The organism is Stenotrophomonas sp. SMYL89 (assembly GCF_036319985.1).
Classification (GTDB): Bacteria; Pseudomonadota; Gammaproteobacteria; order Xanthomonadales; family Xanthomonadaceae; genus Stenotrophomonas; species Stenotrophomonas maltophilia_Q.
The window spans coordinates 1-24,956 of the sequence record NZ_JAWIRW010000012.1; the positions used below are offsets into that span (position 1 = coordinate 1).

22 protein-coding genes, 1 pseudogene and 1 riboswitch are annotated in these 24,956 nt (G+C 68.0%); of the genes and pseudogenes, 10 read left to right on the plus strand and 13 right to left on the minus strand.

Annotated elements, in window-relative coordinates; translation table 11 throughout:
- Positions 1–165, plus strand: a pseudogene (locus tag V3B41_RS14885) (DNA polymerase IV); the annotation flags it as partial.
- Positions 166–451: 286 nt separating this feature from the next.
- Here the strand turns inward: V3B41_RS14885 and V3B41_RS14890 are convergent.
- Positions 452–1,363, minus strand: coding sequence for an MBL fold metallo-hydrolase (locus tag V3B41_RS14890; RefSeq protein ID WP_049432290.1), 912 nt, complete (start codon positions 1,361–1,363; stop codon positions 452–454).
- Positions 1,364–1,524: 161 nt separating this feature from the next.
- Positions 1,525–2,163 (minus strand): NAD(P)H-binding protein, encoded by a 639-nt coding sequence (locus tag V3B41_RS14895; protein ID WP_049432288.1) that lies wholly within the window; start codon positions 2,161–2,163, stop codon positions 1,525–1,527.
- Between the two features lie 107 nt (positions 2,164–2,270).
- Between V3B41_RS14895 and V3B41_RS14900 the strand changes: the two genes are divergently transcribed.
- The 3 genes from V3B41_RS14900 (at position 2,271) to gph (ending at position 4,720) form a co-directional block, all read left to right on the plus strand.
- A complete protein-coding gene (locus tag V3B41_RS14900) occupies positions 2,271–3,200 on the plus strand; it encodes a LysR family transcriptional regulator (protein ID WP_049432285.1) in 930 nt (309 codons plus the stop codon).
- Positions 3,197–3,988 carry a class I SAM-dependent methyltransferase gene (locus V3B41_RS14905; protein WP_329861643.1) on the plus strand — a complete coding sequence of 264 codons (792 nt, stop codon included), beginning with the start codon at positions 3,197–3,199 and terminating at the stop codon, positions 3,986–3,988. The genes V3B41_RS14900 and V3B41_RS14905 overlap by 4 nt, the downstream gene beginning before the upstream one ends.
- Before the next feature lie 63 nt (positions 3,989–4,051).
- On the plus strand, positions 4,052–4,720 hold the full coding sequence (gene gph / locus V3B41_RS14910; RefSeq protein WP_329861644.1) for a phosphoglycolate phosphatase: 669 nt from the start codon (positions 4,052–4,054) through the stop codon (positions 4,718–4,720).
- 90 nt (positions 4,721–4,810) lie between these two features.
- Here the strand turns inward: gph and btuB are convergent, their stop codons facing one another.
- Positions 4,811–6,655: a TonB-dependent vitamin B12 receptor gene (gene btuB, locus V3B41_RS14915; RefSeq protein WP_100443759.1), complete on the minus strand. Its 1,845-nt coding sequence runs from the start codon at positions 6,653–6,655 to the stop codon at positions 4,811–4,813.
- Positions 6,656–6,769: 114 nt separating this feature from the next.
- Positions 6,770–6,993: riboswitch (cobalamin riboswitch) on the minus strand.
- A 143-nt stretch (positions 6,994–7,136) separates the two neighbouring features.
- Here btuB and V3B41_RS14920 point away from each other — a divergent pair.
- A complete protein-coding gene (locus V3B41_RS14920; protein WP_049432279.1) occupies positions 7,137–7,715 on the plus strand; it encodes a histidine phosphatase family protein in 579 nt (192 codons plus the stop codon).
- Between the two features lie 89 nt (positions 7,716–7,804).
- On the opposite strand, the gene V3B41_RS14925 is transcribed toward V3B41_RS14920, so the two are convergent.
- Positions 7,805–8,167, minus strand: coding sequence for a TfoX/Sxy family protein (locus V3B41_RS14925; RefSeq protein ID WP_049432277.1), 363 nt, complete (start codon positions 8,165–8,167; stop codon positions 7,805–7,807).
- Positions 8,164–8,646: a GAF domain-containing protein gene (locus V3B41_RS14930; protein ID WP_099552586.1), complete on the minus strand. Its 483-nt coding sequence runs from the start codon at positions 8,644–8,646 to the stop codon at positions 8,164–8,166. Before V3B41_RS14930 ends, V3B41_RS14925 begins: the two co-directional genes overlap by 4 nt.
- A 68-nt stretch (positions 8,647–8,714) precedes the next feature.
- Between V3B41_RS14930 and bioD the strand changes: the two genes are divergently transcribed.
- Complete coding sequence (gene bioD, locus V3B41_RS14935; protein ID WP_197632516.1) at positions 8,715–9,398, plus strand: dethiobiotin synthase; 684 nt, start codon at positions 8,715–8,717, stop codon at positions 9,396–9,398.
- 78 nt (positions 9,399–9,476) lie between these two features.
- Here bioD and V3B41_RS14940 read toward each other — a convergent pair whose 3' ends face one another.
- From V3B41_RS14940 to msrB, 4 genes are all read right to left on the minus strand, one after another.
- On the minus strand, positions 9,477–10,928 hold the full coding sequence (locus V3B41_RS14940) for a PLP-dependent aminotransferase family protein (protein ID WP_329861645.1): 1,452 nt from the start codon (positions 10,926–10,928) through the stop codon (positions 9,477–9,479).
- 240 nt (positions 10,929–11,168) lie between these two features.
- Positions 11,169–11,906 (minus strand): peptide-methionine (S)-S-oxide reductase MsrA, encoded by a 738-nt coding sequence (gene msrA / locus V3B41_RS14945; RefSeq protein WP_049432264.1) that lies wholly within the window; start codon positions 11,904–11,906, stop codon positions 11,169–11,171.
- A 14-nt stretch (positions 11,907–11,920) separates the two neighbouring features.
- Positions 11,921–13,690, minus strand: coding sequence for a cytochrome c biogenesis protein DipZ (locus V3B41_RS14950; protein ID WP_197650822.1), 1,770 nt, complete (start codon positions 13,688–13,690; stop codon positions 11,921–11,923).
- 2 nt (positions 13,691–13,692) lie between these two features.
- Positions 13,693–14,265 carry a peptide-methionine (R)-S-oxide reductase MsrB gene (gene msrB / locus V3B41_RS14955; protein ID WP_049432259.1) on the minus strand — a complete coding sequence of 191 codons (573 nt, stop codon included), beginning with the start codon at positions 14,263–14,265 and terminating at the stop codon, positions 13,693–13,695.
- Positions 14,266–14,409: 144 nt separating this feature from the next.
- On the opposite strand from msrB, the gene V3B41_RS14960 reads away from it, so the two are divergent.
- Entirely contained in the window at positions 14,410–15,129 is a 720-nt protein-coding gene (locus tag V3B41_RS14960; protein WP_005407947.1) for a response regulator transcription factor, read from the plus strand.
- Entirely contained in the window at positions 15,126–16,595 is a 1,470-nt protein-coding gene (locus V3B41_RS14965; RefSeq protein ID WP_049432256.1) for a HAMP domain-containing sensor histidine kinase, read from the plus strand. The genes V3B41_RS14960 and V3B41_RS14965 overlap by 4 nt, the downstream gene beginning before the upstream one ends.
- Here V3B41_RS14965 and V3B41_RS14970 read toward each other — a convergent pair.
- Entirely contained in the window at positions 16,592–17,938 is a 1,347-nt protein-coding gene (locus V3B41_RS14970) for an ATP-binding protein (RefSeq protein WP_197620157.1), read from the minus strand. The two genes, V3B41_RS14965 and V3B41_RS14970, sit on opposite strands and share 4 nt — an antisense overlap.
- The gene (locus tag V3B41_RS14975) at positions 17,935–18,624 is read right to left on the minus strand and encodes a winged helix-turn-helix domain-containing protein (protein WP_004154050.1); all 690 of its coding nucleotides are present in this window, start codon (positions 18,622–18,624) and stop codon (positions 17,935–17,937) included. Before V3B41_RS14975 ends, V3B41_RS14970 begins: the two co-directional genes overlap by 4 nt.
- A 350-nt stretch (positions 18,625–18,974) precedes the next feature.
- Between V3B41_RS14975 and asnB the strand changes: the two genes are divergently transcribed.
- Positions 18,975–20,876: an asparagine synthase (glutamine-hydrolyzing) gene (gene asnB / locus V3B41_RS14980; protein WP_329861646.1), complete on the plus strand. Its 1,902-nt coding sequence runs from the start codon at positions 18,975–18,977 to the stop codon at positions 20,874–20,876.
- A gap of 361 nt (positions 20,877–21,237) precedes the next feature.
- Here the strand turns inward: asnB and V3B41_RS14985 are convergent, their stop codons facing one another.
- Together V3B41_RS14985 and queD are read right to left on the minus strand one after the other, a co-directional pair.
- A complete protein-coding gene (locus V3B41_RS14985; RefSeq protein ID WP_049432249.1) occupies positions 21,238–21,585 on the minus strand; it encodes a phasin family protein in 348 nt (115 codons plus the stop codon).
- Positions 21,586–21,701: 116 nt separating this feature from the next.
- Complete coding sequence (gene queD, locus V3B41_RS14990; RefSeq protein WP_049432246.1) at positions 21,702–22,064, minus strand: 6-carboxytetrahydropterin synthase QueD; 363 nt, start codon at positions 22,062–22,064, stop codon at positions 21,702–21,704.
- A 192-nt stretch (positions 22,065–22,256) separates the two neighbouring features.
- Between queD and V3B41_RS14995 the strand changes: the two genes are divergently transcribed.
- On the plus strand, positions 22,257–24,896 hold the full coding sequence (locus tag V3B41_RS14995) for a TonB-dependent receptor (RefSeq protein WP_329861647.1): 2,640 nt from the start codon (positions 22,257–22,259) through the stop codon (positions 24,894–24,896).
- Positions 24,897–24,956 lie beyond the last annotated feature (60 nt).

Consider the following 24,956-nt stretch of genomic DNA (forward strand, 5'->3'; position numbering starts at 1 on the left):
TCGATGGAAGAGCTGCGTGACATCGCCCTGTCGCTGCGCGCGAGGGTGGATCTGCCGGCCGAGACGCGTTACCGCCTGGTCGGCGTCGGCCTGGGTGGTTTCCGCGAAAAGGAGCCGGTGGTGCAGGGGGAACTGTTCGAGCACACCCAGACCGATCCCCCCTGATCGTTAATCCACGCATGGCGTGGATCTACGTGTCGACCAGGGTCGACACCCACCAGGAGCAGGTCATTCCATCCAGACAGGTTGCGGAGACATGCCATCCAGACAGATCGCACGGGGGTGTCCGCGGCATGGATGCCGCGGCCAAGCCCCCAGGGATGGGTTTACGGCGTCCCCCGCAACCGGACCCACCTCGCCATCCCACGGATAGCCAACTGTTGCTGTTGCTTCGGCTGTTGCCGTTGCATTGAGCAGGTGCAGGGCGCAGCCCTGCAAAAGACCCCCTACCTCATGGCCACTGCATCTCGCCCTTGGCCACCTTCGCACTCAACTCCAGCGACTCCACGCCCGCCAGCTTCGGGTAGCGCGCCTGCATCGCCTTCACCAGCGCAGCACTGTCCTTGGTCTTGGCCGCCTCGGCATCGAACGCGCGGATGTAGTCCGCCGTGAACGCCAGCGCACTCGCATCCAGCGCGGCACCCGGCGCGTAATGCCCCGGCACCACCACCTTCGGCTTCAGCGCCTGCAGCCGCTGCAGGGTCTGCAGCCAGTCGGCGTGCGATTTCGGCGTCTGCGTGTCGGCCATCCACACGTGTTCACCGGCCACCACCGGAATGCCGCCGACGATCGCGCGCAGCGACGGCACCGACAGCACCGTGCGGTCCGGGGTCGGGCCATCCAGGCCGATCAGCGGCAGGCGCTGGCCTTCCAGCTGCAGGGCATCGCCATCCAGCACCTGCGGCACCACGATGCGTGCCGGCACGTCGGCACCCATTTTGGGCCCCCAGTAAGCCAGCTTGCCGGCCTGGGTCTGCTGGATGTGGGCAACGGTCTGCGCGGTGGCGATGATGCGCGCTTGCGGGAAGGCGTCCTGCAGCGTGGCCAGGCCGAAGTAGTAGTCCGGATCGCCGTGGCTGATATAGATCGTCGTCAGCTGCTTGCCGCTGGCGCGGATCAGCTCGACCAGCTTGCGCGCGTCGCTGGCGCCGAACTGCGCATCGACCAGGATCGCGTCGTGGCGGCCTTCGATCAGTACTGAAGACACCGAGAACAGCGCCTGCGGGCCGGGATGGAAGGTCTGCAGGTACAGCTGGGATTTCGTTGCCGTGGCCGGTGCCGGGGTGGCCGGTGCGGCCATCAGCGGAGTACTGGTGAAACTTGCGGCCAAGGCGAGGGGAAGCAGCAGGGCAGCGGTGCGCATGGGCAATTCCTTGTGTCGGATGCGGAGTCGAGCGTGGGCTATGCCGAGCGTCCTTGCGCGGCCCCCTACGGGCCGTCGCAAGCGACGTTGGCAACGGCTCCTGCCGTTGCCTTCGGCTCTACAGGTAGGTAGCGCCGGGTCATGCCCGGCGGGCGCCGTGATCAGTACGCCGCGGTGATGATCTGTTTCGGGTACTGGTGCGCTTCCAGCTCGGCGACGAACGCAGCGCCGTAGTCGGCGTAGCTGATGCGGCTGTGGCCGCTGGCGTCGGCAAGGAAGCTCTTGGGCTGCACGCGGTACTGGCCGCGCTCTTCGCCCGGGCCGATTTCGGCGGCCGGCGAGAAGAAGGTCCAGTCCAGGTCGTCCACCGCCTGCAGGCGATTGAAGGCTTCACGATGGGCCAGCGCGTACGGCTTGTAGGCCTCCGGGAAGTTGGGGGTATCGACCAATTGCACGCCCGGCGCGACTTCCAGGCTGCCGGCGCCACCCACCACCACCAGGCGCGGTACACCGGCCTTGCGGGCGGCGGCGGCCAGCTGCGCGGCCACTTCGCCGACGCGGCCGATGTCATCGCCCGGACGCGGGCCATAGGCACTGGCCAGCACGTCGTGGCCGGCGATGGCGGCGACCAGCGCGTCCTGGTCATCCAGCGAGGCGATCACCGGATGGGCACCGGCCAGTTCGACCGGAAGGTCCTGCGCGCTGCGCACGATGACGGTGAGTTCGTGGCCGTTGGCCAGCGCGTGGCGGGCGATCTGGCGGCCGATGTTGCCGGTGGAACCAACGAGGGCGATCTTCATGGCAGGACTCCGTGGGGCGGTGTGGGGGGGAATGGGGCCACTCTAGGCCGCTGCAGTCGCTCGAAAAACAGCGTATAACGCGCTTGTTTGTTGCATGGATCGAGCATATGGACCGATTGACCGCCATGACCGTGTTCGTCGAGGTGGCCGAGCGCGGCAGCCTCACCGCCGCCGCCGAGGTGCTGGACATGTCGCGGGCGATGGTCACCCGCTACCTGGCCGAGGTCGAGGGCTGGCTGGGCGCGCGCCTGCTGCACCGGACCACGCGTCGGGTCAGCCTGACCGGCCCCGGCGAGGCGGCGCTGGCGCGCTTCCGGCAGATGCTGGCCATCGGCGAGGCGCTGCAGGGCGAACTGGCCAGCGACGATCCCGAGCCGCACGGCACGCTGCGGGTGACCGCCAGCGTGTCGTTCGGGCAGGCCCACCTGGCGCGGGCGGTGGCAGGTTTCGTCGCACGCCACCCGGCGGCGCGCATCGAACTGCTGCTGGTCGACCGCATGGTGAACCTGGTGGAAGAGCGCGTGGACCTGGCCGTGCGCATCGCCCGCCAGATTGACCCCAGCCTGATTGCGCGACGAATGGCCACCTGTCGCTCGGTGCTGTGCGCGACGCCGTCCTACCTGCAGGCACGCGGTACGCCCACCGCACCGGAACACCTGGCCGCGCACAACTGCCTCACCCATCACTACGTGGGCAAGAGCCTGTGGCAGCTGCACCGCGATGGCCGTTCACTGTCGGTGGCGGTGGGCGGCAACATCAGCGCCAACGAGGCCTCGCTGTTGCTGGAAGCAGTGCGTGCCGGTGCCGGCATCGCCATGCTGCCGACCTACCAGGTGGCGCCGCTGCTGCGCAGTGGCGAGCTGATCGAGTTGTTGCCCGAGTTCAGTCTGGACGAACTCGGCATTCATGCCGTGTACGCGTCGCGGCGCCAGCAGCCCGCTATCATGCGGCGATTCCTGGACTACCTGGCCGAGTGTTTCGCCAGCCCGGCCTTCCAGGATCTGGATTGGCGCCCACCGGGCAAGGAGAACACATGAACCATGGACAGGCCTTGATCGACTACAACCGTGCTGCCTGGGACCGCCAGGCCAGCGAAGTGCGCGAATGGTCGCGCCCGGTGGAAAGCTCAACGATTGCCGCCGCGCGCGATGGCCGCTGGCAGGTGCACCTGACCCCGCGCGCGCTGCCGCTGGACTGGCTGGGTGATGTGCGCGGCCGCCGCATCCTCTGCCTGGCCTCGGGCGGTGGCCAGCAGGCCCCGGTGCTGGCGGCGGCCGGTGCGGAGGTGACCGTGTTCGACCTGTCCGATGGCCAGCTCGAGCAGGACCGCAGGGTCGCGGCGCGTGATGGGCTGCAGCTGCGCACGGTGCAGGGTGACATGCGCGATCTGCACGCCTTCGCCAACGACAGCTTCGACGTGGTGTTCCACCCGATCTCCAACCTGTACGTACCCGACGTGCGCCCGGTGTGGACCGAATGCCGCCGCGTGCTGGCGCGCGATGGCATGTTGATGGCCAGCTTCTACAACCCGGTGCTGTTCGTCGGTGCACGTGATCCGCAGCTGGATGCACAGGGTTTGATCCGGCCGCAGTACGCCATTCCCTATTCGGACCTGGAAGACCTGCCCGCCGCAGAGCGTGAGGCGAAACTCGCCCGCGGGGATGCCCTGACCTTTGGCCACAGCCTGACCGAACTGATCGGCGGGCAGCTGGATGCAGGCTTCGTGATTGATCGGTTCATGGAAGACTGGCAGCCGCCGCCGCGCTTCCTGATCGACCGTTACCTGCCCACCTTTCTGGCCACCCGCGCACGCAGGATCGGCTGAGGCGGATCCCGGGGAAAAGCGCGGCGTACAATGGACGGCCCCACGTTGTACAGGCGTCGTCCCTTGTCGTATCCCTATCCGCTGGTCGTATTCGATCTCGATGGCACGCTGGTCGACAGCGCAGCTGACATCGCCGAAGCGCTGAACCGCACGCTGGAAGCCATCGGCATGGCACGCGTGCCGGAAGCCACCGTGCTGGGCTGGATCGGCGACGGTGTGCGCCGCCTGGTCGAACAGGCGGCGCAGGCCGCTGGCCGCGAGGTGGACCTGGCCGAGGTGATGCCGGTGTTCATGGTGCACTACCGTGAGTGCCTGCTGCGCAGCCCGCGCCTGTTCGATGGCGTGGGCGAAGCGCTGGCGCAACTGCGTGCGCGCAACGTGCCGCTGGCGATCTGCACCAACAAGCCCGAAGCACTGGTGCCGCCGCTGCTGCAGCACCTGGGTATCGGTGATGTATTCGCGCTGGTACTGGGGGGGGATTCGCTGCCGCAGCGCAAGCCCAGCGGTGAGCCACTGCGGCACATCGCCGCGCACTTCGGGCTGCCGGTGGAGTCCTGCCTGATGGTGGGCGATTCGTTGACCGATTACCGCGCCGCCGAAGACGCCGGCATGCCGATCGCACTGGTGCGCTACGGCTATCCGCGCGGCCTGGACCTGGCCACCGCGCATGCGGTGGCGGTGATCGATGACCTGCGTGAACTGCCGGGATTGGCCGCCGGCGTCCCGGTGTAGAGCCGAGCCCATGCTCGGCTGCTTTGCTGCCTGAGCCGAGCATGGGCTCGGCTCTACAGAGAAGCGCAGGGCAATGCCCGGCGCCTTCTTTCACTTCGGCTGGTAACGCACGCTCAACTGGTACTCACGGCCCGGCTGGTTGAACCACGCCACCGTCTCATACCTGCGGTCGAACACGTTGGCGGCACGCGCCAGCAGCGACCACGACGGCGTCAGCGCGTACTCGGCACGCAGATCCAGGGTGCCGTAGCCGCCGACCTTCACCGAGTTGCTGGCGTTGTCATAGCGCTTGCCGGCACCTTGCACGGTCAGGCCGGCGCGGAGGTTGCCGAAGCGGCGGTCGATGTCCAGGCGCGCGGTCTGCTGCGCGCGGCGCGGCAGCCAGTTGTCGAACTGGGTGCTGCCGCCGGTGCGGTTGCGCGGGTCGGTGTAGCTCAGCTGGGCGTTGATGTCGAAGCCGGCCAACAGCAGGCCACCAGTCAGCTCGGCACCGCGAATGCGCGCCTTCTCCACCTGCTGCATCTTCATCGTGAGCGCATCGTAGGTGATCAGATCATCGATGCGGGTTTCATACACGTCCAGGCCCCAATGCCAGCCCTGGCCCTGCTGCGAAACACCCAGGTTGGCACTCTTGGACTTCTCCGGTTTCAACGTCGACACGCCGCTCCACGGGTCGTACAGATCGCTGAAGGTCGGTGCCTTGAACGCGGTGCCGTAGCTGGCATTGACGCGCAGGCCATGGCCCAGTCCCATCGCCCAGCCAACGCTGCCGGTGGCGTGGTTGCCGAACTGCTGGTTGTCGTCGTTGCGCGCGCTGGCCTGCAGCTGGTGGCGGCCGAAGCGGCCCTGGTACTGCACGAATACGCCGGTGTTGCGGCGGCTGTCGACGAGGTAACCCGCGCTGCTGCCATCCAGGTTGTCTTCGCTCCAGTCCACGCCTGCGCTCAGCAGCTGGCCCTCGGCCACGCCGAAGTCGCCCTGCAGCGAGGCGCTGTCGCGGTGGGTCTGCGCGTTGCCACGCGCGCCGGAATCACCGAGGTTGTCCGACTCGTTGTCGCTGCGGCCGACGTTGGCGGTGAATGCCAGGCGCTCGGACGGGGTGTAGCGCACCTTGCCGGCCAGCACCTGCTGGCGGGTTTCCGAATAGTTGTAGTAACCGTCGTAATGGTTCTTGCCGTCGGCGCGCAGTGCGCTGCCTTCCACGTTCCACTGGTCGTTGAAGCTGTAGCCGCCGCGCAGGCTCTTGGACAGGTTGCGGTAGCCGTCGCGGTCGTGTTCGTCGGCAAAGCAGCCGGCAGTGAACACCGAGGAAGAACCGCGGCAGGCATCGATGCCATCGGAGTGCTGGTAGGCGATATCGGCGCCGAACCAGCCGCGTTCGGTGCCGCCACCGATGCCACCGCTGGCTTCACGCAGGCCGTTGCTGCCGCCGCCAAGCTGGAAATGCGGGGCGAAGTCGCCCTGGTTGCGGCGGGTGAAGATCTGGATCACGCCACCAATGGCGTCAGCGCCGTACAGGCTCGACTGCGGGCCACGCACGATTTCCACGCGCTCGATCTGCGCCAGCGGCAGGTCCTGGTACATGGCCAGGCCGAGGTCGGCGCTGTTGATGCGCACGCCATCGACCAGCACCACGGTGTGGCCCGAGTTGGTGCCGCGCAGGAACAGAGAGCTCTGCTTGCCGAGCCCGCCGGCATTGGTGAGGTTGATGCCGGCGCGGCCGCGCAGCAGTTCCTGCAGCGAGGTGGCCTGGCTGGATTCGATCTGCGCGCGATCGATCACCTGTGCCGGCGCGATGCTGTCCTGCAGGGCAATCGGGGTACGGGTGGCGGTGACCAGGATCTGGTCGAGCGCAGTGGTGTCATCGGCGGCCTGGGCCAGCGCGGGCAGGGCGGCCAGCACGGCCAGGGACAGCATTCGGGACTGCAGCTTCATGGGGGACTCCAGGTGCCACGCACGCCCGCGTGGCGAAGGGGAGGAGCCGCGAAGGCAGGCATGCGCCGACGCCGCAGCGGACGCTGCGGTCATCCAGCGCCATGCCCACCGCATCGCGACCTGAGGCTTCCGGGCCGGTCTCCGGGCTTGCCGCCGGGTGGCGCGAGGCCACCGTCCAGGCGCCTTCCCATGCCCGTGGCACAGTGGCGTTGTTGCCTGGAACTGACGTGCTTACCGTTGCGGGGGCAGCGCCGGCCTGGCGTGGAATCACGCGTCACCGGCTTCCCGTTTCAACCTGCCGGCCATGGCCGCAGGTCACCTGGAAGTGGGCGCAGTCTACGGCATCGCAGGCACTCCCGTTGCGTTACGCCTGCTCGACTGCCTCGGCCGTGCCTTTAGAATGGTTGCTCGATCCCGTGGTGCCGTTGCCGATGTCCGCCCGTTTTCCGCTGTACCTGTGTCGCCCGTCCGGGACGCACGCATGATCCTCGACCTGGTCCGCCATGCCGGCAATGGCCGTGATGAATACCTCGATGGCCGCAGCGACCCACCGCAGCTGGCCGGCCTGCCGCAGGAACTGATCGAGGCCTATGCCGCGCAGCCCTGGGAGCGGGTGATCAGTTCGCCGCGGTTGCGCGCGCTGCACACGGCCATGGCGCTGGCCACGCCGCGCGGGCTGGATGTGGAAGCGGATGAGGAATGGGAAGAGCTGGATTTCGGCGATTGGGACGGGCAGTCGCTGTTCGATCTGCCGGAGGACGCACTGGCGGCCTTCCACGCCGATCCGCATGCGTTCCCGCCGCCGAACGGCGAGAGCTGGGGACATTTCGAGCGGCGCATCGCGCGCGCGCTGGATCGCCTGCTTGATGACGATGACCCGGTGCCGACGCTGGTGGTCAGCCATGGTGGCCCGTTGCGCATGGTGCTGTCGCAGGTCTGCGGCCTGCCGATGTCGCTGTGCTGGGCCTTGCGAATCGACCACGGCACCCGCCTGCGGGTGTGGCTGGAGCGTGGCGAGGTCGGACTGGTGGGCGAGCTGCTGGAGCTGCAGCAGCCCTGATCTGCTCTTGTAGAGCCGAGCCATGCTCGGCTGCACTTCGATCAGAAAGGCCAGCCGAGCGGGGGCCCGGCTCTACAGAAGGGCGCGGCTCAATCCTCGTCCGCGCCTTGGGTCAGGCTGTCCTCAGCGTCATCATCGGCATCGAAGCGCTGCTCATGCACCGGGCCCGAGGCCGGGCCGGCTGCCTTCAGCGGATGCGCAGCGATGCGCGCTTCGTAATCCTGCACCAGTGCCTCGCGCTGTGGCTCGCTCAGCTCCTGCCAATGGCAGTCCAGCAACGCGCCTTCCAGCGAGTAAAGCAGGTTCAGGCTGGGCTTGAAGCCAGCGCGCTTGACCTTGACGAAGGCGCCGACGGCTCCGATCGCGACCAGGTCGTCGCGGCTGCGCAGGCCGACCTGGCGCAGCCACGCCGCACTTTTCGGGCCGATGTTGCGCAGCTTCGGTGCGCTCATCCCAACGCCTCGACGAACACGCGGGCGATGGCTTCCAGCCCGGCCTGATCCTCGGCGTCGAAGCGGCCGACCTTCGGGCTGTCGATATCGAACACGCCGATCAGTTCATCACCGCGCAGCAGCGGCACCACCAGTTCCGAGCGCGAGGCCGAATCGCAGGCGATGTGGCCTGGGAAAGCATCGACGTCCTCCACGCGCTGGGTCACGCGCTGGCTGGCGGCGGCGCCGCACACGCCCTTGTCCAGCGGGATGCGCACGCAGGCCGGCAGGCCCTGGAACGGGCCGACCACCAGCTCCTTGCCGTCGTACAGGTAGAAGCCCACCCAGTTCAGGTCGGGCAGGGCGTGGTAGACCAGCGCAGAGAGGTTGGCCGCGTTGGCGATGCGGTCGGACTCGCCGTAGACCAGGCCACGGGCCTGTTCCAGCAGCTGGGCGTATTGTTCCGGCTTGCTGCCGGTGAGCGAGGCATTGGCGAACATGGTTGCAGTCTAGCAAGCGCGCCGGGCCGGCGATAATGCACACACTGTTGCCCTGTTGGAGCCCTTCGATGCCGTTGCCCGCCACGCTGCCGCCCGCCCTGTTCGTCACCGGCACCGATACCGGGATCGGCAAGACCGCCACCAGTACCGCCCTGCTGCATGCGTTGCGCCGGCGCGGCCTGCGCGCGGTCGGGATGAAGCCGGTGGCCAGCGGCAGTGAGGACCTGGGGCAGGGCCTGCGCAACGAGGACGCGCTGGCGCTGCAGGCGGCCAGCTGGCCGGTGCCGGACTACGCGGACCTGAACCCCTATGCGCTGCGGCAGCCGTTGGCACCGGAGCTGGCCGCTGCCGAGGATGGCGTGCAGGTGGAGTTGGCGCCGATCGTGGCTGCGTTCGAACGACTGCGTGCGCAGGCCGATGTCGTGGTGGTGGAGGGTGTTGGTGGTTGGCTGGCGCCGGTATCGGCCACGCTGGATCAGCTCGATCTGGTGCGCGCGCTGAAGTTGCCGGTGCTGCTGGTGGTGGGCATGCGGCTGGGCTGCGTGAACCACGCGCGGTTGACTGCGCAATCGCTGCAGGCCAGCGGCGTGGACTGCCTGGGCTGGATCGGCAGCCACATCGACCCGGCGATGCAACGCCAGGATGAGAACATCGCCACGCTGCGGCAGCGCCTGCCGATGCCGTCCTGGGCGCGCTTGCCGTACCTGCCGGGGGCGGATGGTCAGATCCTGAGTACGCACCTGCTCGACTGAGCTGCTTCCTGTAGAGCCGAGCCCATGCTCGGCTCAGCGGGGACCGTCAGCGAAGGGCAGCCGAGCGTAGGCTCGGCTCTACAGGAGCTGGCGCACTGCCAGTTCCCGCGCGATCGCACCCAGCCGCTCCACCGCGCCGATGAAGCGCGCATCCAGCGTCTGGCAGCACGACAACCGCAGGCAATGGCGATACCGCGCGCCACGCGAATACACCTGGCCGGGCATGAACACGATGTCCTCGTTCAATGCACGCTCGAACAGCTCGCGCGTATCCACGCCCGGCAGTTCCAGCCACAGCAGGAAACCGCCCTGCGGTTCAGTGGCGCGGGTGCCGGCCGGGAAGTGCTCGGCCACCAGTTGGCGTAGTCGTCCAACCTGTTCACGGTACAGGCGACGCATGCGATGCAGGTGGTGTTCGTAGCTGCCCGCTTCCAGATAGGCCGCCACCGCATCACCCAGCAGCTGTGGCTCGCCACCGGTGGACTGGAACTTCAGCAGCGCGATGCGTTCGGCGAAGCGACCGCCATCCAGCCAGCCGATGCGGTAATCCGGCGCCAGCGTCTTGGAGAAGCCGCCGACGACCATCACCCAGCCGTCGCGATCAAACGCCTTCAGCAGTGGCGCCGGCGGCTCGCAGAACTGCAGCTCGGCGTACACCGCATCTTCGATCAACGGCAGCTGGCGCGCGTTGACCAGCTCGGCCAGGCGCTGTTTGTCTGCGGTCTGCATGGTGCAGCCCAGCGGGTTGTGCACCGTGGGCATCACCACCAGCGCGGCCAGCGGCGTGTGCTCCAGCATCGCATCCAGCGCGTCGACGTCCAGGCCGTGCTGCGGGTGGGTGGGTAGTTCGATGGCCTGCAGGCCGAGGTTGGCCAGCAACGGGTACAGATTGAAGTAGGACGGTGCTTCGATGCCGACCGCGTCGCCGGGCTGGGTCACTGCACGCAACGCCAGCTGCAGCGCTTCCATTGCACCGTGGGTCAGCAGCAGGCGCTCGGCGTGGGTGTGCAGGCCCATGCGCGGACCACGGCGCACGATCTGCGCCAGCAGCCGCGGTGAACCATTCGGGCGCGCGTAGGTCTCCACCGTCTGTTGGCCATGGCGCAGTACCTGCGCGGTGTGCTTGGCCAGCTGCGCGCCGGGGTAGAACTGGCGACCGCGCGGGCCGGCGAAGGCCAGATCGATCACGCCCGGGCGGCGCTGCGCCTCAAGCACGCGCGCCATCAGCACCTGCTGCAGCGGTGCGGTGGGCGCCGAGGGCACATCGCGCAACGACCGTTCCGGCACCGACAGCCGTGGCGCGACCTCGAAGCCAGCCTTGGGCCGGGGAATCACCAGGCCGGCGTCTTCCAGCTGGCGGTAGGCGGCGATCACCGTGTTCAGGCTGAGCCGGCGCTGCAACGCCATCTGCCGGAGCGACGGCAGGCGGCTGCCTACTGGAAGCCGGCCGCCGTGGATGGCCTCGGCCAGTTCATCGGACAGCCGCTGGTAGCGGGGAGGGATCATCGCGCTGTGGTCATCTGTATCCATCGAATATCCCGCCATCTGGTGCTGTACCCATGATGATGGCGAGCCTAGCATGTCGGTGTCGGCCGGGCCTGATCGGGGCACGGCCGGTACTTTCCAAGCGCACGGCTGGATGGCCGTGCGTCTTTTTTTGTGTAGAGCCGAGCCCATGCTCGGCTGCTTTTCCGCCAACAGCAGCCGAGCGTGGGCTCGGCTCTACAGAAGAGCAGCGCCAAGCACCGATCAGCCCCAGGGGAAATGCCGTCAGCGCATCGGCACCAGCACCGCATCGCGCCGGTACAGCGCCGGAAACTGCTTGCCCAGGGCGGCCAGCTTCGGCGCGTCGTAGTAGCGGATGTAGGCCGCCTGCGGGTAGTTGGTCATGTAGTTCTGGTGGTAGCTCTCGGCCGGATAGAAACGCTGGCCGCTGACCAGCTGGGTGACGATCGGTGCGCGGTAGCTGCCGGCCTGGCCGAGCTGGGCGATGTAGGCGCGGCTGGCGGCCTGCTGGCGGGCATCGTCAGTGAAGATCGCCGAACGGTACTGGCTGCCGTGGTCGGGCCCCTGGCGGTTGAGCTGGGTCGGGTCGTGCGCCACCGAGAAGAACACCTGCATCAGCTGCCCGTAGCTGACCTGGCGCGGGTCGTAGTCGATCTTCACCGCCTCGGCGTGGCCGGTCTGGCCGCTGCTGACCCGTTCGTAACGCGCGTTGGCAGCGCTGCCACCGATGTAGCCGGAGACCGCATTGCTCACACCCTTGACGTGCTGGAACACACCCTGCACACCCCAGAAGCAGCCACCGGCAAACACCACGCTGGCGTGGGTGGCGTCATCGCGGAAGGCGGCATCGCCGCTGGGGGCAGGCAGCGCCTTGGCCTGCGCGCTGGCGTCGACCGGTGCCGCGATGGCGCCGTGGTCAACCAGCAACACACCGGCGATGAGTGCCGCGGCCACTAATCCGGCAACGCCAGCAGCAACGCCCTGTTCAAAGGAGAGTTTCATCGTGTGCTCCCGGTTCAACCGAAGGTGAAGGCATAGGCCTGCACGCCCGCATCGAGGAATTCGATCTCGAAGCGGTGCGGGCCGACCGTGCCGCGTTGGCGCACCAGCTGGTACAAACGGTGCTCGTTGACCACGCCGCTGCCATCGGCGCCGACATCACTGCCGGCATCGGCAGCGGGCAGCGGCTTGCCATCCAGCAGGACGCGGAAGCGCACTGGCTTTCCTTCCTGGCCCGGCGCCAGCACCAGGTGCAGGTCGCGCGCATGGAACTGGAAGGCGATGCGGCCACCGGCCTGCTGTAGTTGCGCAGCCTCGTCGGTAACGGTCCAGCGTCCGGACAGGCCCCACTGGTTCAACGCCAGGGTGGCCGGCAATGTGTAGTCGAACGCGGTGTCGCCGCGTTGCCCACCGGGTGAGGCGAACTGCTCGGCACGGGCGTGGCCGAGGTAGGTTTCCGGCGAGCGCAGATTGCCCATGTCGGCCTGCACGGCCACGCCCTGCAGGTCCGCGGCGGCGGGATCGGCTGGCGGCGGCAGATTCGTCTGGCCGGCCTCTGTCAGCAGGCGGCGGATCACCTGTTCCGAGCGTGCGTAGTTGCCTTCGCCGAACTGGTGGCCGCGGATGTTGCCCTGCGCATCAACGAAGTACTGCGCCGGCCAGTAGCGGTTGTTGAACGCGCGCCAGATCGTGTACTGGTTGTCGAGCGCCACCGGGTACTCGACCTTCAGCTGCTGCACCGCCTTCATGACGTTGCGCGGGTCACGCTCGAAGGCGAACTCGGGCGTATGCACGCCGATCACCACCAGCCCGTGGTCGCGGTAGCGGCGTTCCCATTCGTGCACGAACGGCATCGCGCGCAGGCAGTTGATGCAGGAGTACGTCCAGAAATCGACCAGCACCACCTTGCCGCGCAGTTGCTGGGCCGTCAGCGGCGGACTGTTGAGCCAGCCTGTGGCACCGTCCAGCGCGGGCAGGGTGCCTTCGACCGGTAGCGGTGCATCGGCACCCGCATCGGGACCCGCCATCATCATCATCGGCGATGCTGCCGGCTGCGCACCAGGAACGGCATCCAGCAGGCCCTGTTCGATGCGCGCGGTGCTGACCGTGGACAGGCGGGTCAGCAGGCCGGTATCCCAGCCAAGCCCGATCGCCACCACCGCCAGCAGCGCGGCCACGCCCAGCACCTTGCGCAGTACGTCGCCGAGGCCAAGCCGCGCCTGCAGCGCGCGGAACACGCGGCCACCCACCCATACCGCCAGCGCCAGCGCGGTGATGGCGCCCAGCGCGTAGGCCAGCAGCAGCGTGCTGGTGCCGACGCTGGCGCCGTGCAGCGCGGCACCGGTCAGCACCAGGCCGAGGATGGGCCCGGCGCAGGGTGCCCACAGCAGGCCAGTGGCGATGCCGATCAGCAGCGAGGTCCATGCGCCGCCATGACCTGCGGCATCGGCGGCATCTGCACGCGCGCTCAGCCGCGCACCCACGCGCTGGAACGGCGCCAGCAGATGGTCGGCCAGCCGCGGCCACAGCAATGCCAGCGCGAATAGCGCCATCAGCAGCAAGGCGATCCAGCGTCCGATCTGGTTGGCCTGTGCCACCCATTGGCTGCCCACCGCGGCCAGGCTGGCGACCACGGTGAAGGTGATTGCCATGCCCAGCAGCAGCGGCAGCGTGCTACGCAGGAAGGGGCGGTCGGCACGTGCGAACACGAACGGTAGTACCGGCAGGATGCACGGGCTGAGCAGGGTCAGCGCGCCCCCCAGATAGGCAAGCAGCAACAGCAGCATGGTCAGGCTCCGGAAGTGGTGGAAGAACCGACCGGCACGCGCCAGCCGTCAGCGGTGCCCTCTCCGGCACCGGGAACGAACACCATGGCCGCACCGTTCATGCAGTAGCGCAGCCCGGTCGGGCGCGGGCCGTCGTTGAACACGTGGCCGAGATGGCCGCCGCAGCGGCGGCAGTGCACTTCCACCCGCAGCATGCCGAAGGTGACGTCGCGGTCTTCGCCGATGGCGTTGTGCAGCGGCGCCCAGAAGCTGGGCCAGCCGGTGCCGCTCTCGAACTTGGTGGAGGAGGAGAACAGGGGCAGCGCACAGCCGGCGCAGGCAAACGTGCCCTGCCGGTGCTCCTTGTTGAGCGGGCTGCTGTACGGGCGCTCGGTGGCCTGCTGGCGCAGCACCGCGTACTGCGCCGGGGTCAGGCGCTGGCGCCAGTCGGCATCGCTGTGCATGACCTCGAACTGTCGTGCCGGACGTGCTTCAGCGGCGGCTGGGGCGGCACGGCTGCAGGCCCCCAGGCCGAGCAGGCCGGCGGCGGTGGCAACACCGCCCAAGCCCAGCAGGTGGCGGCGGGTGAGGGACATGGCGGACTCCGGGATGGGGCGACGGGGCCATGCTGCGCCCGCCCGGGTCAACGAATCCTCACGCAGGATTCAATTTTTCGTGAGGTATCGACGGCCGTCCCGCGCCACAATGCGGGCAGCCTCCCCACTGGCCCCGAGCTGCCGATGTCCACCAAACGCGTGCTGATCGTTGAAGACGACGCCCACATCGCCGACCTGCTGCGCATGCACCTGGGCGATGAGGGCTACGACGTCGCCCATGCCGCCAGCGGCGACGCCGGCCTGCGCCTGCTTGAGCAGGAAGGGCCATGGGATGCGCTGGTGCTGGACGTGATGCTGCCCGGCGTGGACGGCCTGCAGGTCTGTCAGCGTGCACGCGCGATGGCGCGCTATGTGCCGATCATCATCATCAGCGCGCGTGGCAGCGAAACGCAGCGCATCGTTGGCCTGGAACTGGGTGCGGATGACTACCTGGCAAAGCCCTTCTCGATGCCGGAACTGGTGGCCCGCGTACGTGCGCTGCTGCGCCGGGCCGAGGCGATGGCGCAGAGCGCGCGCATCGATGCCGGTGCGATCGAGCTGGGCGGGCTGCAGCTGGACCCGGTCGCGCGCACCGCTTCGGTGGATGGCAACGCGCTGGAGCTGACCCCGCGTGAGTTCGACCTGCTGTTGTTCTTTGCCCGTCATCCGGACCAGGTGTTCGCGCGCATGGAGCTGCTCAACCAGGTGTGGGGCTACCAGCACGACGGTTACGAGCACACGGTCAACACCCACATCAATCGGCTGCGCAGCAAGATCGAGCCGGACCCGGCCAACCCGCGGCGGCTGCTGACGGTGTGGGGGCGCGGCTACAAGCTGGTCGATCCGGCCGGGGCGGCGGCATGATCAAGCCGAACCTGTGGCAGAAGCTGGCGGCGGTGATCGCCGCGCTGATGCTGATGTGCTGCATGGCGTTGCTGGCGCTGCAGATGCGCGCCAATACACGCCACGAGCAGGAAGTGGTGCAGCGGTTGTCGCTGGGCCTTGCCGAGCACATCGCCCAGCGCAGCGAACTGATGGACACCAGCGGCATGCGCGATGCCGCGGTGCGCGCGTTGTTCGGCCAGCTGATGGCGGTCAATCCCAGCGTCGAGGTCTACCTGCTGGACGACCAGGGGCGCATCCTCGGCCACGATGCGCCCACAGGCCATCTGGTGCGCAACCGGGTGGACGTGGCACCGCTGCGCCGGCTGCTGGCCGGTGCACCGTTGCCGATCCTCGGCGATGACCCGCGCAGCGCGGATGGCCGCAAGGTGTTCAGTGCCGCGCCGCTGATCGTGCAGGGTCGCCAGGCCGGTTATGTGTACGTGGTGCTGGTCGGCGAACACCGTCAGATGTTGTCCGACGACCTTGCCGCCGGCAGCCAGTGGAACACCACGCTGTGGTCGGTGATGCTGGTCGGCAGCCTGGGCCTGCTGGCCGGGCTGGTAGCGTTCTATTGGGTGACCCGCCCGTTGCGGCGGCTGACCCGGCGCATCCAGGCCTTCGATATCGATGCGCCGACGCCGCTGCCGCCGCCCGAGCCGCTGCGCCCCGGTGAGCGCGACGAACTGGTGATCCTGGAACACGCGCACGCGCAGATGGCGCAGCGGCTGGGTGAGCAATGGCAGCAGCTGCGCCAGCAGGACCTGCAGCGGCGCGAGCTGGTCGCCAACATCTCGCACGACCTGCGCACGCCGCTGTCGTCGCTGCACGGCTACCTGGAAACGCTGGCATTGAAGGATGCCACGCTGTCACCGGACGAGCGCCGCCGCTATCTCGGTATCGCTCTGGCCCAGAGTGCCAAGGTCGGTCGGCTGGCACGCGCGCTGTTCGAGCTGGCACGGCTGGAGCACGGCGAAGTGCGGCTGGAGTGGGAGGTGTTCGCGCTGCCGGAACTGCTGCAGGACGTGCTGCAGAAATTCGAACTGGCTGCGCAGGCGCGCAACCAGCGCCTGCACGCGGATTTCCCGCCAGGCCTGCCGCCGGTGCGCGCCGATCTGGGCCTGGTCGAGCGGGTGCTGACCAACCTGCTCGACAACGCGCTGCGGCATGCGCCCGAGGGGGGCCGGATCGAGGTGCGCCTGTGCGCGACGCCGGACAGCGTGGAGGTGAGCGTGGCCGATGATGGTCCAGGTGTTGCCCCTGCACTGCGCACGCAGCTGTTCCAGGCACCGGCCGCGCTCGGCGCGCGACGTGGCGAGAACGGCGGGTTGGGCCTGCTGATCGTGCAGCGCATCGTGCAGCTGCACGGCCGTCGCATCGAACTGCATGACAGCGAGCGCGGCGCGCTGTTCGTGTTTGCGTTGCCGCGCGCGGAACCGGCGGCCTAGCAGGTCGCCTCGCACTCCACCACGCCGCCGCTTTCCAGCGGCAGGTGCAGGCGGATGCAGGCACCGCCCAGCTCCGAATCGGTCACCTCCACGTGGCCGCCGTGCTTGTCGGCCACCACCTGCACCAGGGCCAGGCCGAGGCCGAAACCGGGGCTGCCCGGGTCAAGGCGCACATAGGGTTGCAGTACCTGGCCGCGCAGCTCGGGCGCGATGCCGGGGCCATCGTCCTCCACCTGCAGGCACAGCCAGCCGTCGTTGACGGTGCTGGCGATGCGGATCTGGCGTCGTGCGTAGCGCAGGGCATTGCCGAGCAGGTTGCGCAATGCCAGTTCCAGCATGTGCCGGTTGACGTTGACCAGGCCGACCGGCGACAGCGCCTGCTGCACGGGCATCGGCAACGGCGCGAACTGGGCGACCACACCGCGTACCAGTGCCGCCAGCTGCAGGCGCTGCCGGGTCAGCTGATGGCAGCGGCCGAGTGCGGCGTACTCGACGCCGGCATCGGTGAGGTGCTGCAGCCGATCGACATCGGTGCGCAGGCCGCCCAGGGCATCACGCTGGATCTCGTCCAGCGCGGTGTCCTCCAGGTCGGCCAGGCCGAAGCGCATCCGTGCCAGTGGGGTGCGCACTTCATGTGCCACCGCCTGCGCCAGTACGCGCTGGCTTTCCAGCAGCTGCTGCAGCTGCTCGGCCATATGGTTGAAGGCATTGGCCAGCGGCCGCACCAGCGCGGTGCCGGCGCGTGGCGCACGCGTGTCCAGCTGTCCGTCGCGCATCTGCCGTGCCGCCTGCGCCAACTGCGAGACGTCGCGCCACAGGCGGTAGACCATCACGTACATCGGCAGTGCCACGGCCACCATCAGGATCAGCAGCAGGATGGCCACGCCGGACACTTCGCTGTCCTGCCAGCCCTCGTCGGGCAGCGCTTCGTCCAACGGCCCCAGCATCACTGCATAGTCGCTGTCGCCGATCCGCTGAAGGCTGCGCATGTGCTCCAGGTCGATCTGCACGCGGCCGTTGTTGAAGGGGGGGCGCTGGCTGGCCGGCAGCTCCTTCATCGCCTCGGCCAACGGCACCATGCGCAGGGCATAGGCGAAGTCGGCGTCCAGTTCGCGCGCCAGCGTCGGCCACTGCTCGCGCGGGGTTTCGGCGAAGCGGTGCTGCAGCAGGGCATGGGTGCCACGCATTTCGGCCTGGAGCCCGGCTTCGGTGCGGTCTTCCAGCAGCGCGTCCCAGGCCCACAGGCCGAGCACGATCAGCAGCAGATGGGCGACCAGGAAGCCGATGCCGTAGCGCAGGAAGTGGAAGGCGTGGCCGCGCATCGCCGAGGGCGTACGCTTCATCCCCATGCCGATCGGCTGAACAGGTAGCCGCGGCCCCGCACGGTCTTGATCCGTTCCGGCTGCTCCGGGTTGTCGCCCAGCTTGCGGCGCAGGCGCGAGATGCGGGCATCGATCGAGCGGTCCAGGCCGTCGAAAGCGATCCCGCGCAGGCCGCGCAGCAGCGCGTCGCGGTCGAGGATCTGCCCCGCGTTGCTGGCCAGCAGGAACAGCAGGTCGAACTCGGCGGTGGTCAGTTCCAGCAGGGCGCCCTGCAGGTGCACGTTGCGGGTGGACGGGTCGATGTTCAGCTCGCCGAAGCGCAGGCTGCCGTCGCGCGGCTCGACCCGGCGGTGGCGGCGCAGGTGGGCGCGCAGGCGGGCCAGCAGCACCCGTGGTTCGATCGGCTTGCCGATGTAATCGTCGGCGCCCAGTTCCAGTCCCAGTACCTGGTCGATGTTGTCGGTGCGGGCGGTCAGCACGCAGATGATGCCGTCATAGTGGGGCCGGATCTGCCGACACACTTCGAAACCATCCTGGTCGGGCAGGCCGACATCGAGCAGGACCAGAGCCGGCTTCTCGGCCAGGATCCGGGTCACCGCACGCTCACCGCTGCGCTCGTGGGCCACCTGGTAGCCATGCCGCTGCAGATAGTCGCTGACCATCGTACCCAGGCGGGCATCGTCTTCGACCAGTACGATATCCAGCATTTTCAAGGCCTCCGTGGACGCAAACGTACCGCCACGGCACGAGCGCGGCGATGCTATCCCAGCCTTCGGGCCGCCCGGGTCCCGGGGGCGGGCGCCATTCAGCCGGGGTTGCTGGCGCACGGGCCGAGCCTCAGGCCCGGCAACAACTTGGCGTCCAGCATAGCCTGTTGCTGTTACAAAACGTTACCTTCGTGATACATGCGGTGACCATCGCTGACAGCAAAGCGACTGACGCGGGGCCGGGGGCGGGCCGAGCATGGAGTCTCCTCCGCTCCGCGTGCCGTTCCCATGTCGCCCGCCGCCGCCTGCCTGCTGAACCCTTCCCGCCGCTGCCGCTGCGGAGGTGCCCGATGAGCGGCGTGGTCGGGGCCTGGCTGCCGCCCGCCGAGGACGAACACCTGCTGCAGCAGCTGGCACCGATGCTGCGCGCCCTGCAGCAGCGCGGCCGGGGTCGCATCGGCTACTGGACCGACGCCGAGGCCGGCCTGGCGCTGGGCCATTGCCGGGCGCCCACCGATACGCCGTTGCAGCCCTTGAGTTCGGACTGTGGCCGTTACGTGCTGTGCCTGGATGGCCGGTTGTACAACCGGGCCGACCTGCAGTCGCAGCTGCGCGATCTGCCGCGCAGCTGCAGCGATGCCCGGCTGCTGCTGCAGGCGATCGTCGAATGGGGCGTGGAGCGGGCGCTCTCCCGCATCGAGGGCGCATTCGGTTTCAGCGTATGGGACCGCGAGTCGCGCGAACTGTGGCTGGTCCGCGACCCGGTCGGCGAGCGACCGCTGTATTACGGCTGGTACCAGGGCCAGTTCCTGTTCGCCTCCGAGCTGAAGGCGCTGCAGGCCTTCGCCGGTTTCGCGCCGAGCATCGACCAGGATGCGCTGAGCCTGCTGCTGCGCCATGACTATGTGCCGGCACCACACACCATCTACCGCGGCATCCACAAGCTGGTGGCAGGCGCGATGCTGCGCATCGATCTGAATGACCATGCGGCTGGCGGTTCCAGCCAGGCCGCACAGGGCGGCTCACGCTACTGGTGCGCACGCGAAGCGATGCAGAGCGCACTGCAGGAACCACTGCAGCCGGAACCCAGCCTGGAGCAGGCCACCGACCAGCTGGAAGCGGTACTGCAGAAGGCCATTGCCGCACGCATGCACTCGCCGCTGGCCTGCGGCGCGTTCCTGTCCGGTGGCACCGATTCTTCATTGGTAACTGCAATGATGCAGGCGCAGTCGACCCTGCCGATCGAAGCCTGGACGGTCGGTTTCGACGATCCCGGCCATGATGAAAGCGACTGGGCCTCGCAGGTCGCGCGCCACTTGGGCGTGCAGCATCACCTGCACCGCATGGACGCGCGCCAGGGCCTGGACCTGCTGCAGCGCCTGCCGCAGGTCTGGTGCGAGCCGTTCGCCGATGCCTCGCAGCTGCCGACCCTGCTCGCCAGCGAACTGCTGGGCGCTCGCAAGCCGGTTGCACTGACCGGTGATGGCGGCGATGAACTGTTCTTCGGTCACCCCAGCTACGGCCGCGCGCTGCGCAATGCACGCCTGTGCGGTGGCCTGCCGGACTGGGTGCGTGACCTGGCACGGCGCAGCGGCAACCGCATGAACGTGGAGCGTGGCCGCCTCGGCGGCTGGCGTGCGCTGGTGGCCGAGGTCGCTGCCAACGACGTGGAAGGCCACTACCTGCAGCGCGTGACGCGCTGGCGGCAGCCGGCGCAGGTGGTGCTGGGCGCACGCGAGCCGATGACGATCTTCCAGCAGCAGGACACCGCGCTGCCGGCCGAGGCGCGCATCCAGCTGCTGGATTTCCGCATGGACCTGGCCGAAGGCATTCTCGCCAAGGTCGATCGTGCCGGCATGGCGGCGGGTGTGGAAACGCGTGCACCGCTGCTGGACATGGAGGTGGTGCGGTTGGCCTGGCGCCTGCCGCAGCACCTGAAGTACCACGATGGCGAGCACAAGCTGATCCTCAAGCACCTGCTGGCGCGCTACCTGCCCGAACCGCTGGTGTATCGCCCCAAGCGCGGCTTCGGGCCGCCGATGGCGCGCTGGTTGGCCGGCCCGCTGCGCGATTGGGCGGAGGCGCTGCTGGACCCGCAGCTGCTGCGCAACCAGGGCTGCTTCGATGCGGCGCGGGTGCGCGGTATCTGGGAGGCGTTCCTGCGCGGTGAGCGCAAGTGGCACACGCACCTGTGGAACGTGCTGATGTTCCAGGCGTGGCACCAGCATTGGCACGGTAATCGCGGGCGCTGAGGTTCCCTCGCGGTGTGTTGTGCGTAGCGCAGGGCGGAGGCCCTTGCGTACGAATGTCCTCCGGCGCCTCCTTGAAAGGCTGCCGCGAGCACTGCGCTCTACCCACCGCACGCCGAGCCTCGTCGGGGCGGGCAGGGGTTTGGGCAAAGTAAAGGAGGAGGTGACGGCCAACGGCCGGCGCCGGGGGACATTTGCCCAGGCCCCTGCCCGCCCCGGCGGGGCCAATCAGTTCGCAGAGAAGTGAGACGAAGAAGTGCTCTGCAATCAGGACGCCAGGCAAAAAAAGACCCGGCAGAGGGAGGGATCTGCCGGGTCCGGATTGCATGGGGGGAGGGACCCATGCAATGAGCGTTGCGTCGCGTCAGTGACTGTTCGCGTCCGCGGTTGATGCGTTGTAACCCTGCGCCAGTTCGGACCAGGCCTTGCTGGCCTGCAGGCCGAGACCGACCATGTCCTGCTGGGCCTGGCCCAGTCGTTGCAGGTTGTCCTGCCACAGTTGCGCGCCCTTGGAGAGCGTCCCGGCCGCATCTTCGCCGCGGGCCAGTTCACCCAGCCAGCCGCCGGTCGCGGTCAGGTTGCGCTCCATCACCTTCAGCTGCACGCCGAACATGCTTTCCGCGTTCTCCAACGCCAACCGGTTCGCGCGCGTTGCCGCGGCTGCGAGCTGGCGGGTGGCATCACTGAAGCGATCGCTGAAGGCGGCGGCCATGGGGCATCAGGAAGTGGCTTGATGCATTGCAGCATACGCCCTTGATGCCGCATTGCAACAAAAATAACAAAGGCGCCCAGGGCGCCTTTGAAAAACCTTTCAGATCAATGGCTTGATCAGACGGTAGGGCCGCGGTAGCGGCAGCCCGAGGTGCAGGTTTCGTGCACGGTGATCTCGCTCAGCGCCGGCAGGCTGGGCTTGAGTTCATTCCAGATCCACACTGCCAGGTTCTCGCTGGTGGGGTTCTCCAGGCCGGGAATGTCATTGAGGTAGTGGTGGTCCAGGCGGTCGTAGATCGGCTGGAAGGCCGCCTTCACGTCGCCGAAGTCCATGATCCAGCCGGTCTGCGCACCGGGCTTGCCCTCGACCTTCAGTTCCACCCGGAACGAGTGGCCGTGCAGGCGCGCGCACTTGTGCCCCGGCGGCACGTTGGGGAGGCGGTGCGCCGCCTCGAGCATGAAGACTTTGAAGATTTCCATGGCGCGATTGTACGCCGCGGGCAGCCGCGCAGCCTGAGTGGATGTTGGTCTTTCGTGAAGAAAGTCTTTTCATCCGGATGAAGAGATGATAGTTTCTCTTATATCCGTATGAAGAGATGTTATTGGCCGGACCCCGGCCAGGCATGGACTACTGCGGAACTTCATCGCCCTTACCACCTCCCCCACATCGTCATGCCCAAGCACACCCTGCTCGTGGCGGCCCTGGCCGTCGCTCTGGCCGCGCCTTTGTCCGCCGCCGCCGAAAACTCCGCCGATGCCAGTGGCGAAGCCAGCACCCTGGCCGCTGTGCGCGTCACCGGTTCCAACATCAAGCGCACCGATACCGAGGCCTCCAACCCGGTACAGGTGATCGGCCGCCAGCAGCTGGAACAGACCGGCAAGGCCACCGTGGCTGACGTGCTGCGTTCGATCTCGGCCAACACCGGCAACGCCAGCAACGAAACCACCAACAATGGTTGGGCGTCCGGCTCGGCCGGCATCGGCCTGCGCGGCCTGTCGCAGAAGAACACGCTGGTGCTGCTCAACGGCCGCCGCCTGGCCAACTATGGTTTCCCGGCCGGAGGCCTGTCCGACACCTTCGTCGATCTCAACGCGCTGCCGCTGGTCGCGGTCGAGCGCATCGAAGTGCTCAAGGACGGCGCCTCGGCGGTGTACGGCTCCGACGCCGTGGCCGGCGTGGTCAACATCATCACCCGGCAGAACTTCGAAGGCGCCGAGATCGGCGGCAGCTTCGGCGGCGCCGACCAGGGCGGCCTGCACGAGCAGAACCTGAAGTTCGTCGGTGGCCTCGGCGACCTCGACACCGATGGCTACAACATCCTCTTCAGTTTGCAGGGCTACAACCGCGAGCGCCTCGATCAGGACGAGCGCAACCTGACCAGTAGCGGCATCTACACCGACAAGCCCGGTGGCCGCTGGAACGGCTGGTCGGCCAAGGGCGCGCGCTACCTGGTCAACGGTGTGTCGGTACCGATGCTCGATGCCAGCGGCAACTGCCCGGCCGGTACCACCCGCGTCGCCAGCGCGCCGATCGACGGCCTGGCTGGTGATACCTGCGGCTTCAACCAGGCACCGTTCACCACGCTGATCCCCTCGACCAAGCGCTACCAGGCCTATGCCAACGGCACCTTCCGCCTGAGCGACAGCGTCGAAGCCTTCGGCGAAGTGCTGTACAGCCAGATCAAGAGTGCCGCGTGGTTCGGCAGCAGCCCGTTCTTCACCCTGGAGAGTGGCCGCTTCGCACTGAACGCGAACACCGGCCTGGCGGAGCCGGTGTCGTCGCTGCTGCCGGCCAACAATCCTTACAACCCGTACGGCCGTGCGATCCCGATCGAGTACACCTTCTTCGACCTCGGCGGCACGATCAAGACCAACCGCTCCACCGCCTACCGCGGCGTGTTCGGCCTGCGTGGCACCACCGCGTCGTGGGACTGGGAAGTGGCTGCGTTCCGTGCACGCAGCAGCGAGCGCGAGAGCGTCTCTGGTGGCTTCGCCAACCGCTGGGCGCTGGCCGATGCACTGGCCTCGGGCAGCTACAATCTGCTCAACCCGGCGGCGACGCCGCAGTCGGTGCGCGACTCGATCAACATCGCCACGCTGCGTCCGGCCGAATCCAAGCTGCAGGGCATCGATGCGAAGATTTCCGGCAGCCTGGGCCACACCTGGGCCGGCGAGATCGGCTTCGCCGCCGGTGCCGAGTGGCGCCGCGAGAAGCTCGATTCCAACAACCCGTGGCAGATCGACGCCGGCCTGCAGGTGCGCCCGGCCATCGCCGAAGTGCACGGCAAGCGCCAGGTCAGTGCGGCCTATGCCGAAGTGAACGTGCCACTGGCTTCGACGCTGGAGCTGTCCGCCGCCGCGCGTGCCGACCATTACGATGATTTCGGCGATGCCTTCTCGCCGAAGATCGGCCTGCGCTGGCAGCCGCTGGACTTCCTGCTGGTGCGTGCGTCGGCCTCGAAGGGCTTCCGTGCACCGTCGCTGTCGGAGAACTCCAACAGCACCAGCATCGCCTACGGCAGCGTGGTCGATCCGCGTGATCCGGACGTGCCGGGCTCGCGCCAGAACCCGACCTTCTTCACCGTCGGCAACAACGAACTGAAGCCCGAACGCACCAAAAGCGTGAACTTCGGCGTGGTGCTGTCGCCGTGGGCCAACACCAACCTGAGCGTGGACTACTACCGTATCCAGCTGGACAACCTGGTCGGCACCAACAACACCCAGACCCTGGTCAACGACAACGTGGCCGGTGCCGTGCAGCGCGATGAGCGCGGCAAGCTGCAGGCGGTCTACAACCGCTACCAGAACCTGAGCGAGCTGAAGACCTCGGGCATCGACGTTGAACTGCGCCAGCGCATTCCGACCGCTGCGCTCGGCGACTTCACCGTATCCTCGGCCTACACCCACGTGCGCGACTACCGTCGCCCGACCGTGGTCGGTGGGCCGCTGGTGGACTACGCCGGCAGCAACCTGGGCGCGACCCTGCCCAAGGACAAGGCCACCACCACGCTGGACTGGAAGCATGGCGATTTCAACGCAGCCGTGACCTGGTACTACACCAGCAGCTACCGCCAGGAAGCGAGCACCGCGGCCAAGGCCGTGCAGACGCGCGTCGGCAGCTACAGCCAGTACGACCTCTACCTGGCCTACACCGGCGTGGACAAGCTGACCGTGTACGCAAAAGTGCAGAACCTGGCCGACAGGACGCCGCCATACGACGCCTCGTTCCCGGGCATCCGCGCGCCGTACGACTTCAGCCAGTACGACCTGCGTGGCCGCTACTTCACGTTGGGCTTCGATTACCGCTTCTGATCCATCCGCCGCGGCCGGTCACCTGAAGGGACCGGCCGCGTGACTGTCTGCCGTTGTGTT